Below are 13021 nucleotides of genomic sequence, written 5' to 3'. Positions count from 1 at the left end.
ACCGAACTGCGATACCTTCGAGCGCAATCGCCGGACGAACGAAGGAGCACTCGGTGGCGCAGTCGGGGACCGATGCCCAGCGTGACACCTGGACCAGCAACCGCGGGTTCATCCTGGCGGCCATCGGTTCGGCCGTGGGACTGGGCAACATCTGGCGGTTCCCCGGGGTCGCCTACGAGAGCGGCGGCGGCGCCTTCCTCATCCCGTACCTCATCGCGCTGATCACAGCCGGGATCCCGATCCTGTTCCTCGACTACGGGATCGGCCACCGCTTCCGGGGATCGGCCCCGCTCGCCCTGCGCCGGCTGCACCGCCGCGCCGAAGGCATCGGCTGGTTCCAGACCATGCTGCTGTTCATCATCTCCATCTACTACGCCGCGGTCATCGCCTGGTCGATGAGCTTCTTCTACTTCTCGTTCGGCACCAAATGGGGGTCGGACACCCAGAACTTCTTCCTCAACGACTATCTGCACGCCGCCGACCCCGGCATCTCCTCCGAACTGGTGGCCGGGGTGGCGTGGCCGCTGGCGCTGGTCTGGGTGCTCATCATCATCGTGCTGGCCACCGGCATCTCCGGCGGCGTGGAGAAGGTCAACGTCATCGGCATCCCGCTGCTCGTGCTGGGCTTCGGCGCCCTGGTGATCCGCGCCCTGACCCTGCCCGGCGCCACCGACGGCCTCAACGCGCTGTTCACCCCGGACTGGGGCGCCCTCACCGACCTGGACGTCTGGATCGCCGCGTACAGCCAGATCTTCTTCTCCATGTCGATCGCCTTCGGCATCATGATCGCCTACGCATCGTTCCAGCGCCGCAAGGCCAACATGACCTCCTCCGGACTCGTCGTCGGCTTCGCCAACTCGTCGTTCGAGATCCTCGCCGGCATCGGCGTCTTCTCGGCGCTCGGCTTCCTGGCCCACCAACAGGGTGTCGCGGTGGATCAGCTCGAAGGCCTCACCGGACCGATCCTGTCGTTCGTCACCTTCCCGGCGGTGATCTCCCAGATGCCCGGCAGTGCGCTCTTCGGCGCACTGTTCTTCGGCTCGCTGGTGATCGCCGGCTTCACCTCACTGGTCTCGCTGGTCGTCGGCGTCTCGGTGGCGCTGCAGGAGAAGTTCGGGCTGTCGCAGCGGACCGCGGCCGTCTCGGTCGGCGTCGTCTGCGCGGCCTTCTCCTTCGGGCTCTTCGCCACCACCACCGGACTGGTGGCGCTCGACACCGTCGACATGTTCGCCAACAACGTCGGCGTGGTGACCTCGGCGATCGTCATGTGCGTCACCGTCGTCTGGCTCGCCCGCCGCGGCGAGCTGCTGCGTCTGCACCTCAACACGGTGTCGACCTTCAAGCTGGGCCGCTGGTGGATACCGCTGGTCGGGGTGTTCGCGCCGGTCTTCCTCACCGTCATGCTGGTGCAGAAGCTGCGCGAGCTCATCGTCGACGGCTATGAGGGCTACCCGGACTGGTACATCGGCGTCTTCGGCTGGGGCACGGTGGTCCTGGCCGTCGTCGTGGCCGCCGGCCTGGCGCTGACCGGCTGGAAGGGGCGCGACGATCCGGCCTTCGTGGCCTGGCCTCCGCTGGAAGGAGCGAAGCGATGACCGGTCCTGCGATCGCCCTGCTGGTGGTGGCCGTCGTCCTGGTGTGGGGCGGGCTGATCGCCGCCGTCGTCTTCCTCAATCTGCGGCCCGAGGTGACCGATCTCCCCGACGAGACCGACGCCCAGATCGCGGACGATGCGGCGCGCGAGAGTGAGCCGCATCCCATGCGCGACACCTGAGCGCGCACCGCCGTCCCCAGACCGGTGAGCACCGGCTAACGTGGTGCCGGACATCCGGATATGACGGCTGACACACGAAAGGGATCACATGACCCCCGCGCCCACTAGCGCACCTACCGCAGAAGTTCGCAACGGCATCGACTTCAAGGTCGCCGACCTCTCCGCAGCCGACTACGGCCGCAAGGAAATCCGCCTCGCCGAGCACGAGATGCCGGGCCTGATGGAACTGCGGCGTGAATACGCCGACGTCGCCCCGCTCAAGGGCGCCCGGATCTCCGGTTCGCTGCACATGACCGTGCAGACCGCCGTGCTCATCGAGACCCTCGTCGCGCTCGGCGCACAGGTCCGCTGGGCGTCGTGCAACATCTTCTCCACCCAGGATCACGCGGCGGCGGCCGTCGTCGTCGGCCCGCACGGCACCCCCGAGGAGCCGAAGGGCGTTCCGGTGTTCGCCTGGAAGGGCGAGAGCCTCGAAGAGTACTGGTGGGCCGCCGAGCAGATGCTCACCTGGCCCGACGGCCACGAGGCCAACATGATCCTCGACGACGGCGGCGACGCCACCATGCTGGTGCTGCGCGGCGCCGAGTTCGAAGCCGCCGGCGTGGTACCGCCGACCGACGACGATCACCCGGCCGAGTACAAGGTCTTCCTGGAACTGCTGCGCGCCTCGCTGGCCGCCGACGCCGGCAAGTGGACCCGGATCGCCGGCTCCGTGCAGGGCGTCACCGAGGAGACCACCACCGGTGTGCTCCGGCTCTACCAGTTCGCCGCCGCCGGCGACCTGAAGTTCCCGGCGATCAACGTCAACGACTCGGTCACCAAGTCCAAGTTCGACAACAAGTACGGCACCCGGCACTCGCTGATCGACGGCATCAACCGCGGCACCGACGTGCTCATCGGCGGCAAGAAGGTGCTCATCTGCGGCTACGGCGACGTCGGCAAGGGCTGCGCCGAGTCGATGGCCGGCCAGGGCGCCCGCGTCCAGGTCACCGAGATCGACCCGATCAACGCCCTGCAGGCGATGATGGACGGCTTCGACGTGGTCACCGTCGAACAGGCCATCGGCAACGCCGACATCGTCGTCACCTCCACCGGCAACCTGGGCATCATCACCTTCGAGCACATGAAGCAGATGAAGAACCAGGCCATCCTGGGCAACATCGGCCATTTCGACAACGAGATCGACATGGCCGGCCTGGAATCGGCCGAGGGCATGACCCGGATCAACATCAAGCCGCAGGTGGACCAGTGGGTCTTCCCGGACGGGCACTCGATCATCGTGCTCTCCGAGGGCCGGCTGCTGAACCTCGGCAACGCCACCGGGCACCCGTCGTTCGTGATGAGCAACAGCTTCTCCAACCAGGTCATCGCACAGATCGAACTGTGGACCAAGAACGACGAATACGACAACGAGGTCTACCGGCTGCCCAAGCACCTCGACGAGAAGGTCGCGCGGATTCACGTCGAAGCGCTCGGCGGCACCCTCACCAAGCTCACCAAGGAGCAGGCCGAGTACATCGGTGTGGACGTCGAAGGGCCGTACAAGCCGGAGCACTACCGGTACTGACTCAGGTCGTTGATGGCCCGTGGTGGCCATGTTCTTCTTCGGGCAGTCCTCGCTCCTCGCCCTGGGGGCTCGTCGCTGCGGAGGGCCTCAGAAGAACATGGCCACCACGGGTCTCGTCGTCTCTGTGGCGGGTGTGCTCCGCGGGGCTTTCCGGTGGGCCTGACAAGTGGGGCTGCAAAGATCGTCCGATCTGAGGCGCTCCGAGGGCAATATGCCCTCGGACTGGCTGTGAGCGGACGATCTTTGCAGTTAGGAGTCGAGAGCAGTTAGGAGTCCAGGGCGGCGAGGACGGCGTCGACGGCAGCGTCGCCGTCGGCGACGGCCCACGGGCTCATCCAGGAGGCGTCGGCGAGGTCGAGGTAGGCGCGGTAGACGCGGGACTGCAGGCCGGCGTCGCGTTCGTAGGCGTCCCGGGCCCGGCTCGCATCGGTGGCGGCCCGGCCGGCGGCCCGCTCCATCGCCACCTCGGGCGGCACGCCGAGCAGCACCTGCAGGTCCGGGCGGGGCAGCTCGAAGCGGCCGAACTCCAGCTCAGCCACCCACCGGGTCACCTCGCCGTCCGGGCCCTGGCCCAGGCGGGCCGCGCTGTAGGCGGCGTTCGAGGCCACATACCGATCGCAGACCAGCACATCGGTGCGGCGGCGGGCCTGCTGCAGCGCCTCCCTGGACCGGCGGCGATCGAGCGCGAAGAGCATCGCCATCGCATAGGCGCTGCCGCTCAGGTCGCCGTGCTCCCCGTGCAGCGCCTCGGCCGCGAGATCGGCTTCGATCGACCGGCCGTAGCCCGGGAAAGTCGTCGTCTCCGCCGTCAGCCCCCGCAGCCGGGGATCACCGAGCAGCCGCTGCACGAACGTGTTCTTGCCGGCGCCGTCCAGACCTTCGATCGCGACCAGAATGCCCATGATCGGAGGACTCTACGCGCGCCGCATCGCCCCCGGCGGGCGGGCCCGCCCGTGTCGATACGGCGGTTGAGCCCCGGAGAGTGCCACGATGGTCGATATGAAGCCTCGGATTCTCGTCGTCGACGACGATGCCTCGCTGGCCGAAATGCTGACCATCGCCCTGTCGAACGAGGGATTCGAGCCCTTCGTCGTGGGCGACGGCTCGCTCGCCCTCGACGCGGTGCGCGACCTGCGGCCCGACCTGGTGCTGCTCGATCTGATGCTGCCCGGCATGAACGGCATCGACGTGTGCCGCGCCATCCGCGCCGAATCCGGTGTTCCGATCGTCATGCTGACCGCCAAATCCGACACCGTGGACGTGGTCCTGGGCCTTGAATCCGGCGCCGACGATTACATGGTCAAGCCGTTCAAGCACAAGGAACTCGTCGCCCGGGTGCGGGCCCGGCTGCGCCGCACCGCCGACGAGCCGACCGAACTGCTCTCGATCGGCCCGGTCGAGATCGACGTCCCCGCGCACAAGGTGACCCGTGACGGCGTCCCGATCTCGCTGACCCCGCTCGAATTCGACCTGCTGGTGGCGCTGGCCCGCAAACCGCGCCAGGTGTTCACCCGCGACGTGCTGCTCGAACAGGTCTGGGGATACCGGCACCCGGCCGACACCCGCCTGGTCAACGTGCACGTCCAGCGGCTGCGCGCCAAGGTCGAGACCGACCCGGAGAACCCGGAGATCGTGCTCACCGTGAGAGGGGTCGGCTACAAGGCCGGACCTCCGTGATCAACACCCGGCGTCTCAACCGGGCCGTCGCCGGTCTGCAGCGCGTGGCCGCCCGGATCGGCCACGCGCTGCAGTCGGTGTGGAGCCGGTCCCTGCAACTGCGCGTTGTGGTCTCCACGCTGCTGCTCTCGTTCGTGGTGCTGCTGGCCGTCGGCTTCGTGCTGATGAGCCAGATCACCGGCCGGCTGCTGGACGCCAAACAGGATGTGGCGGCCAACCAGCTCGAACGCGGCCGCGGTGTGGTCGAACGCGTCCTGGCCACCACCGACACCACCGTCTCCCTGCAGACCCGGCTCGCCCGGGTCCGGATGCTGCTGCCCGACCAGGACGTCGACGCGGCACAGAACTCGGCGACCTCGGGATCGTTCGACAGCGTGGTGATGGTGCCGGCGGCGAACGGCGGTACGCCCGCCGCCGGGGTGGGGCCGGTCGCCGACGTGACCCCCCAGCTGCAGCAGATGGTCTCCCGCGGGCAGGTGGCGTACCAGTACACCACCGTCGATCGCGACGGTCGGCGGATCCCGGCGCTGGTGGTGGGCACCCCGCTCGACACCCCGGTGCCCGATCTGGAGCTGTATCTGATCTTCCCGATGGCCGACGAGGAGAACACGGTCTCGCTGGTGCGCGGCACCATGCTCGCCGGCGGCGCGGCATTGCTCCTGCTGCTCGCGGCGATCGCCTGGCTGGTGACCCGGCAGGTGGTGGGTCCGCTGCGTGCCGCCTCGCGCATCGCGGTGCGGTTCGCCGACGGCCGGCTCTCCGAGCGGATGCCGGTCCGCGGCGACGACGAGTTCGCCCGGCTGGCCGTCTCGTTCAACGACATGGCGGCGAGCCTGTCCAAACAGATCACCCACCTCGAGGAGTTCGGCGGCCTGCAACGGCAGTTCACCTCCGATGTCAGTCACGAGCTGCGCACCCCGCTGACCACCGTGCGGATGGCCGCCGACGTGCTCTACGAGGAGCGCGAGGACCTCAGTCCGGTGCAGCGGCGCTCGGTGGAACTGCTGGAGAAGGAACTCGACCGTTTCGAGACGCTGCTCACCGAACTGCTGGAGATCTCCCGGCACGACGCCGGCCAGGCCGAGCTGTCCGCCGAACGGCAGAACATGGCCATCCCGATCGAGGCGGCGCTGGCCACGGTCACCCCGCTGGCCGCCGACACCGGTACCGAACTGGTGGTGGATCTGCCGGTGGAGCCGGTGTACGCGGAGATCGATCCGCGCCGGGTGGAGCGCATTCTGCGCAACCTGCTGGCCAATGCCATCGACCACGGCGAGCAGCGGCCGGTGACCCTCACCATGCGCTCGGACGGCGAGGCGGTGGCGATCACCGTGGTCGACCAGGGCATCGGGCTCAAACCGGGGGAGGAGAAGCTGGTCTTCAACCGGTTCTGGCGGTCCGACCCGTCCCGGGTGCGCCGCTCCGGTGGCACCGGTCTGGGTCTGGCCATCAGTATCGAGGACGCCCGACTGCACCAGGGCAGGCTCGAGGCGGCCGGTGAGCCCGGGGTGGGATCCTGCTTCCGGCTGACGTTGCCGCTGGTGCGCGGTCACAAGCTGCTCGGCAGTCCGCTGCCGCTCAGCCCCACCGGGGAGGCTGCGAAATGAGAACCCTGTCGCGCCGGGTCACGGCGCTGCTGCTGACCGTGCTGACGGTGCTGCTCGCGACCGGCTGCGTGGCCATTCCCGAGTCGTCGGCGCCGCAGCCGATCAAGGAGTTCAACCGGGCGCTGCCCACCGACCTGGTGCCCACCCCGCGCCGCAGCGACGATCCGGAGACGCTGGTCCGCAACTTCCTCAAGGCCTCCGCCGACCCCGACTCCGGTCACCGCGCCGCCCGCCGCTTCCTCACCGCCGGCGCCTCCGGCCGGTGGGACGACACCGGTCCGATGACGGTGCTCGACGATGTCCGGGTGGTGGTGGACGAACGCAGCGAGAGCGCGGTGCGGCTGCGCATCATCGGTGCGACGACCGGTGAGCTCAGCCCGGAGGGCCGGCTGACCCCGGCCCAGGGCCGGACGACGGTCCCGCTGAACCTGATCCGGGTGAACGGCGCCTGGCGGATCAACGGCGACCTCCCGACCGGGGCGATCACCGATCTCGCGCAGTTCGAGGCCGCCTACCGCTCGGCCAATCTGTACTACCCGGACCGCACGGTCACCCACCTGGTCTCCGATCCGCGCTGGTTCTACGGCGCCTCGATCAGCCCGACGGATCTGATCGTGCGGCTGCTGGCCGGCCCCTCGGACAACCTCGCCGGTGCGGTCTCGAGCAGCGGCGACATCCAGATGCACGGCCCGGTGGACGTCGACGGCAGCGACGTGCGGATCTCGCTGGGCGGGCTGACCGAGTCCGACACCCGGTACCGCACCATGATCGCCGCCCAGCTGATCTGGACGCTGGCCGGCGCCGGGATCCGCGGGACGTACCAGATCACCGCCGACGGCGGACCGCTGGTGCCCGAACGGCAGGCCGGCTGGGAGATGGCCGACGTCAAGAGCTTCGACCCGGACCCCGACCAGGGGACCCCGCCGCTGCACCTGGTGCGCGACGGCGGACTGTACCGGGTGGGTCCGTCCGGCCCGGTCGCGGTGCAGGGCGTGCTGGGCGCGGCACACGACCTGCGGGCCGCGGCGATCTCCGCCGACCAGCAGTGGGTGACCGCGGTGGCGCAGCGCGGCGACCGGCAGGTGCTGGTGCGCGGCCGCTACGGAGAGGACGTCGCCGAGGTGCTCAGCGGCGCGGTGATCGCCACACCGTCGTTCGGCGCCGGCGCGCAGACGGGCTTCGCGGTGGTCGACGGCAAGCCCAGCCTGTGGACGGCCGACGCCGACACCGGTGAGGTCCGCTCGTCCGAACTGGACGTCTCCGAGGTGACCGCGGCGGCGCCGGGCCCGATCACCGCGATGAAGGTGTCGCCCGACGGTGTACGGGTGGTCCTGCTGGTGGGCGGGAAGGTGATGCTGGCGGTGATCTCCACCAACGACCGCGGGCTGCCGGCGCTGACCGGCGTCTACCCGGCCGCCTACGGCATCGACACCCCGGTGGTGTCGCTGACCTGGGGCGGTCCGGAATCGGTGTACGTGGCGCGGCAGGGCGAGGAGACCCCGGTGATGCGGATTCCGCTCTCCGGGCTGCCCGTGGTGCCGATGGTCTCGGGCAACCTCAAACCGCCGGTGCTGAGCATCGCCGCCGGCCGCAGCTCGGTCTTCGTCGGCGACAGCCGGACGGTGCTGGTGCTGCGGACCTCGAGCGGCGCACAGGACCAGTACTGGACCGGGGTGGACGACGTGGCGGCCGGCACCGTTCCGGTGGTCCCCGGTTCATAACCGCTCGGCCGGTCGCCGGCCGGACTGTGGGGCGGCCGGACTGTGGACGGAGGGCTGGCGGCGGCGGTGCCCGGCGACGAGCATCGCCGGGGTGAGGGCGGGGATTCCGGGCTGGCTGGCGGCGGCCGCCGAACTGGCGATGCCGCTCGAATGCGGAGGGTGCGGCCGCCCCGGGGTGCGCTGGTGTCCGCGCTGTGCGCGGGCGCTCCACGATGTGCCGGTCCGGCTGCGTCCGCGGGTGGATCCGGGGGTGCCGGCCTTCGCGGCGGGCCGGTACCGCGGACCGCTGCGGCGCGGGATCGTCGAACTCAAAGAGCATCGGCGCACCGACCTGGTGCCGGTCTTCGGCACCGTCCTCGCCCGGGCACTGATCGCCCTCGCCCGCTGGGGTGATCTGCCTGCGACCGGCGGGCTGGTGCTGATCCCGGCACCCACCCGGGCGCTAGCGGCGCGGCGCCGCGGCGGTGATCCGGTCACCGCGGTGAGCCGGGCGGCCGGGGCCGAGCTGGGGCCGCGGGTACGGGTGGCCGAGCTGCTGCGGACCGCCGGGCCGGCCCGGGATTCGGCCGGCCTCGACGCCGGCGGGCGGCTGGCCAATCTGCGCGGTGCGGTGGTGGTGACCGGTCCGCCGCCGCCTCCGGTGCGGCGCCGCCGGTGCACGGTGGTGCTGGTGGACGACGTGCTGACCACCGGTGCGACGGCCGCGGTGTCGGTGGCCGCACTGGCCCGGTGCGGCGTCGCGGTGGACGTGGCGGTGGTGCTCGCCGGGGTGTGATCGGCGAGGCGGCGGACGCGGCGATCGGGCGGGCGGCAGAGAGGGCGAGAATCACGTGCTGAAACGTGGCCGAAGCGGGCCAAACCCGATAACGTCATAGGTGCAGGGGAACGTTTTCCGGGCCGTCCGGCCCGGAAAACGGCCTGTCGCTCAATTGCGTTGTGCGGCAAGCGAATTGGTACCTATCCGGGGCCATTCCGGATAGCGCGATCGGAGGAGGAATCACATATGTCCGTCGTTCATCGCAAAGGACAGCGCGAGCCGAAGAGCGCCCCGGCCACCGTGGCCGAGCTGGAGAAGGCGTTCGAGCGCCCCTCACATCTCGCCGACGTGGCCGAGCCCGGCCAGCCCACCGTGGAGGTGCAGGTCAGCGGGCGCAATGTGGTGGTTCCCGACCATTTCCGCGTGTACCTCGGTGACAAGCTCTCCCGGCTGGAGCGCTTCGACACCACCATCAACCGGTTCGAAGTGGTGCTCTACCACGAGCCGAACCGGCGACAGGCCAAGCAGGCGCAGGTCGTGGAGATCACCGCCCGCTGCGACGGACCGGTGATCCGCTCGCAGGCCAGCGGCGAGAACTTCTACGCGGCCACCGAGCTGGCGATGGACAAGATGCAGAAGCGGCTGCGCCGGGCGAAGGGCCGGAAGCGGATCCGCAAGGACGGTCCGGGCCGGGCCCAGTCGCTGAGCGAGGCGATCGCGCCGGCGGCGATCGAGGATTCGCCGAATCCGGAGACCCTCGCCGAGGCCGAGGACAAGTGGGCCGACGGCGTCGAGCACTACGAGCCGGGCCAGATCGTGCGCGTCAAGGAGCACCAGGCGGTGCCGATGAGCGTGGACGATGCGCTCTACGAGATGGAACTGGTCGGGCACGACTTCTTCCTGTTTCACGACAAGGAGACCGACAAGCCGTCGGTGGTCTACCGCAGGCACGCCTTCGACTACGGGCTGATCCGGCTGGCCTGAGCTTTCCGGCCTGCTGAACGAGGTCTGACGATAAAGACCGCTACCATGGAGTCCGGCCTGCCCGTTTGCGGTGCAGGCCGGATTCTTTGTCATCGACCGATGGGGACGTAAAGACCGTGCTGAACAAGCTGCTGCGCCTGGGTGAAGGGCGCATGGTCAAGAGGCTCGACGGCATCGCGGCTCAGGTGGAGTCGCTCTCCGACGAGATGGAAGCGCTCAGCGACACCGAGCTGCAGGCCAAGACCGCAGCGTTCAAGGAACGCCTCGAATCGGGTCAGACCCTCGACGATCTGCTCATCGAGGCCTTCGCCGTGGCCCGCGAGGCGGCCTGGCGCGTGCTCGACCAGAAGCACTTCCACGTCCAGATCATGGGTGGTGCGGCGCTGCACTTCGGCAACATCGCCGAGATGAAGACCGGTGAGGGCAAGACCCTGACCTGTGTGCTGCCGGCCTACCTGAACGCGCTCAGCGGCAAGGGCGTGCACGTGGTCACCGTCAACGACTACCTCGCCAAGCGCGACGCCGAGTGGATGGGCCGCGTGCACCGCTTCCTGGGCCTCGAGACCGCGGTCATCCTCACCGGCATGAATCCGGATCAGCGCCGGGAGGCCTACGCCGCCGACGTCACCTACGGCACCAACAACGAGTTCGGCTTCGACTACCTGCGCGACAACATGGCGCACAGCATGGAGGAGCTGGTTCAGCGCGGCCACAACTTCGCCGTCGTCGACGAGGTGGACTCGATCCTGATCGACGAGGCCCGCACGCCGCTGATCATCTCCGGTCCGGCCGATTCGTCGAGCAAGTGGTACACCGAGTTCGCCCGGATCGCCCCGCTGCTCGAGAAGGACGTCCACTACGAGGTGGACATCAAGAAGAAGACCGTCGGCGTGCACGAGGCCGGGGTCACCGCCGTCGAGGACCGGCTGGGCATCGACAACCTGTACGAGCCCAGCAACTCGCAGCTGGTCGGCTACCTGAACAACGCCATCAAGGTCAAGGAGCTGTTCCACAAGGACAAGGACTACATCGTCCGCAAGGGCGAGGTCCTGATCGTCGACGAGTTCACCGGGCGCGTGCTCGACGGCCGCCGCTTCAACGAGGGCCTGCACCAGGCCATCGAGGCCAAAGAGGGCGTCGAGATCAAGGCCGAGAACCAGACCCTGGCCACCATCACGCTGCAGAACTACTTCCGCCTCTACGACAGGCTCTCCGGCATGACCGGTACCGCCGAGACCGAGGCCGCCGAGTTCCATCAGATCTACAAGCTCGGCGTGGTGCCCATCCCCACCAACAAGCCGATGGTGCGCAAGGACCAGACCGACCTCATCTACAAGACCGAAGAGGCCAAGTTCAACGCCGTCGTCGACGACATCGCCGAGCGGCATGAGAAGGGCCAGCCGGTGCTGATTGGCACCACCAGCGTCGAACGCTCCGAGTACCTGTCCCGGCTGCTCACCGAGCGCGACATCACGCACACCGTGCTCAACGCCAAGTTCCACGAGCAGGAGGCGCAGATCGTCGCCGAGGCCGGCCGGCTCGGCGCCGTGACCGTGGCCACCAACATGGCCGGCCGCGGTACCGACGTGGTGCTCGGCGGCAACCCGGACGTCATCGCCGACACCCGGCTGCGCAAGGCCGGGCTGGATCCGGTGAACACTCCCGACGAATACGAGGCCGCCTGGGACGAGGCCATCGAGGTGGCCCGCACGGCCGCCGCCGAGGAGGCCGACGACGTGCGTGAGGCGGGCGGGCTGTACGTGCTCGGCACCGAACGCCACGAGTCGCGACGGATCGACAATCAGTTGCGCGGCCGCTCCGGCCGTCAGGGCGACCCGGGCGAGTCGCGCTTCTACCTCTCGCTCGGCGACGAGCTCATGCGCCGCTTCAACGGTGCCGCGCTCGAATCGATCATGAACCGGGTGAACCTGCCCGAGGACGTGCCGATCGAGGCCAAGATGGTCACCCGCGCCATCCGCAGCGCGCAGACCCAGGTCGAGGAGCAGAACTTCGAGATCCGCAAGAACGTCCTCAAGTACGACGAGGTGATGAACGAGCAGCGCAAGGTCATCTACGCCGAGCGCCGCGAGATCCTCGAGGGCGACGACCACCGCGAGCAGGTCCGGCAGATGGTGGCCGACGTGGTGGGCGCCTACGTCGACGGTGCCACCGCCGAGGGCTACACCGAGGACTGGGACCTCGACACCCTGTGGGAGGCGTTGGCCAAGCTGTACCCGATCTCGCTGGACAAGCAGCAGGTGGTCGGTGAGAACGAGTTCGGCGAACGCGACGACGTGAGCGCCGACGAACTGCGCGACGTTCTGGTCGAGGACGCCCTCGAGGCCTACGACCGTCGGGAGACCGAACTGGCCGGTATCGCCGGCGAGGGCGCCATGCAGCAGCTCGAGCGTTCGGTGCTGCTGATGGTGCTCGACCGCAAGTGGCGCGATCACCTCTACGAGATGGACTACCTGCGCGAGGGCATTCACCTGCGGTCGATGGCCCAGCGCGACCCGGTGGTCGAGTACCAGCGCGAGGGCTACGACATGTTCGTGGCCATGCTCGAGGCGATGAAGGAGGAGACGGTCACCCTGATCTTCAACGCTCAGGTGCAGACCCAGGCCCCCGAGCCGCAGCTGGGCAGCACGGTCAGCGACATGCTCGCCGGCACCGACCTGGGCGGCGACGAGGCCGCCGAGGGTGTCGTCAGCTACAGCGGGCCGTCCGAGGCCGGCGACCCCGAGGTCCACTCGGAGGTCGAGGAGCATGCCTCGGGCACCCCGTCCGAGGTGCTCGGCGGCACCCGCAAGGAGCGCCGCGAGGCGCAGCGGCGGGCCCAGCGCGAGCGGCGGCGCCAGCAGAAGTAGCCCCGCACAGGACGAATCCGCAGACATTCCGGCGCGTCGTGGAACCGAAACGGTTCCCGGCGCGTCG

10 protein-coding genes are annotated in these 13021 nt (G+C 69.2%); 9 read left to right on the top strand and 1 reads right to left on the bottom strand.

What is annotated here, in order from left to right:
- Positions 1-53 precede the first annotated feature (53 nt).
- The 3 genes from ACJMNC_RS07510 to ahcY all read left to right on the top strand — a co-directional run bounded on the left by ACJMNC_RS07510 (position 54) and on the right by ahcY (position 3341).
- Positions 54-1595 (top strand): sodium-dependent transporter, encoded by a 1542-nt coding sequence (locus ACJMNC_RS07510; RefSeq protein ID WP_408947319.1) that lies wholly within the window; start codon positions 54-56, stop codon positions 1593-1595.
- Positions 1592-1774 (top strand): MetS family NSS transporter small subunit, encoded by a 183-nt coding sequence (locus tag ACJMNC_RS07505; protein ID WP_408947318.1) that lies wholly within the window; start codon positions 1592-1594, stop codon positions 1772-1774. The genes ACJMNC_RS07510 and ACJMNC_RS07505 overlap by 4 nt, the downstream gene beginning before the upstream one ends.
- An 88-nt stretch (positions 1775-1862) precedes the next feature.
- On the top strand, positions 1863-3341 hold the full coding sequence (ahcY, locus tag ACJMNC_RS07500; protein ID WP_408947317.1) for an adenosylhomocysteinase: 1479 nt from the start codon (positions 1863-1865) through the stop codon (positions 3339-3341).
- Positions 3342-3607: 266 nt separating this feature from the next.
- Here ahcY and ACJMNC_RS07495 read toward each other — a convergent pair whose 3' ends face one another.
- Positions 3608-4243 (bottom strand): dTMP kinase, encoded by a 636-nt coding sequence (locus ACJMNC_RS07495; protein WP_408947316.1) that lies wholly within the window; start codon positions 4241-4243, stop codon positions 3608-3610.
- A gap of 88 nt (positions 4244-4331) precedes the next feature.
- Between ACJMNC_RS07495 and mtrA the strand changes: the two genes are divergently transcribed.
- From mtrA to secA, 6 genes are all read left to right on the top strand, one after another.
- Positions 4332-5018 carry an MtrAB system response regulator MtrA gene (gene mtrA, locus ACJMNC_RS07490; RefSeq protein WP_408947315.1) on the top strand — a complete coding sequence of 229 codons (687 nt, stop codon included), beginning with the start codon at positions 4332-4334 and terminating at the stop codon, positions 5016-5018.
- Positions 5015-6625 carry an MtrAB system histidine kinase MtrB gene (gene mtrB, locus ACJMNC_RS07485; protein ID WP_408947314.1) on the top strand — a complete coding sequence of 537 codons (1611 nt, stop codon included), beginning with the start codon at positions 5015-5017 and terminating at the stop codon, positions 6623-6625. The genes mtrA and mtrB overlap by 4 nt, the downstream gene beginning before the upstream one ends.
- Positions 6622-8346 (top strand): LpqB family beta-propeller domain-containing protein, encoded by a 1725-nt coding sequence (locus ACJMNC_RS07480; RefSeq protein ID WP_408947313.1) that lies wholly within the window; start codon positions 6622-6624, stop codon positions 8344-8346. The genes mtrB and ACJMNC_RS07480 overlap by 4 nt, the downstream gene beginning before the upstream one ends.
- Before the next feature lie 82 nt (positions 8347-8428).
- On the top strand, positions 8429-9121 hold the full coding sequence (locus tag ACJMNC_RS07475) for a ComF family protein (RefSeq protein ID WP_408947395.1): 693 nt from the start codon (positions 8429-8431) through the stop codon (positions 9119-9121).
- Positions 9122-9349: 228 nt separating this feature from the next.
- Entirely contained in the window at positions 9350-10087 is a 738-nt protein-coding gene (hpf, locus tag ACJMNC_RS07470) for a ribosome hibernation-promoting factor, HPF/YfiA family (protein ID WP_408947312.1), read from the top strand.
- 116 nt (positions 10088-10203) lie between these two features.
- Positions 10204-12954, top strand: coding sequence for a preprotein translocase subunit SecA (gene secA / locus ACJMNC_RS07465; RefSeq protein WP_408947311.1), 2751 nt, complete (start codon positions 10204-10206; stop codon positions 12952-12954).
- Positions 12955-13021 lie beyond the last annotated feature (67 nt).

Origin of the sequence: Gordonia sp. VNK21 (assembly GCF_046098115.1) — a bacterium.
Lineage (GTDB): Bacteria > Actinomycetota > Actinomycetes > Mycobacteriales > Mycobacteriaceae > Gordonia.
This window is presented reverse-complemented; position numbering and strand designations above follow the sequence as displayed.

Excerpts from the sequence above, each read along its gene's own strand:
- ACJMNC_RS07480 (WP_408947313.1), top strand. The coding sequence starts at position 6,622 with ATGAGAACCCTGTCGCGCCGGGTCACGGCGCTGCTGCTGACCGTGCTG.
- hpf (WP_408947312.1), top strand. The coding sequence starts at position 9,350 with ATGTCCGTCGTTCATCGCAAAGGACAGCGCGAGCCGAAGAGCGCCCCG.
- ACJMNC_RS07505 (WP_408947318.1), top strand. The coding sequence starts at position 1,592 with ATGACCGGTCCTGCGATCGCCCTGCTGGTGGTGGCCGTCGTCCTGGTG.
- ACJMNC_RS07495 (WP_408947316.1), bottom strand. The coding sequence starts at position 4,243 with ATGGGCATTCTGGTCGCGATCGAAGGTCTGGACGGCGCCGGCAAGAAC.
- mtrA (WP_408947315.1), top strand. The coding sequence starts at position 4,332 with ATGGTCGATATGAAGCCTCGGATTCTCGTCGTCGACGACGATGCCTCG.
- ahcY (WP_408947317.1), top strand. The coding sequence starts at position 1,863 with ATGACCCCCGCGCCCACTAGCGCACCTACCGCAGAAGTTCGCAACGGC.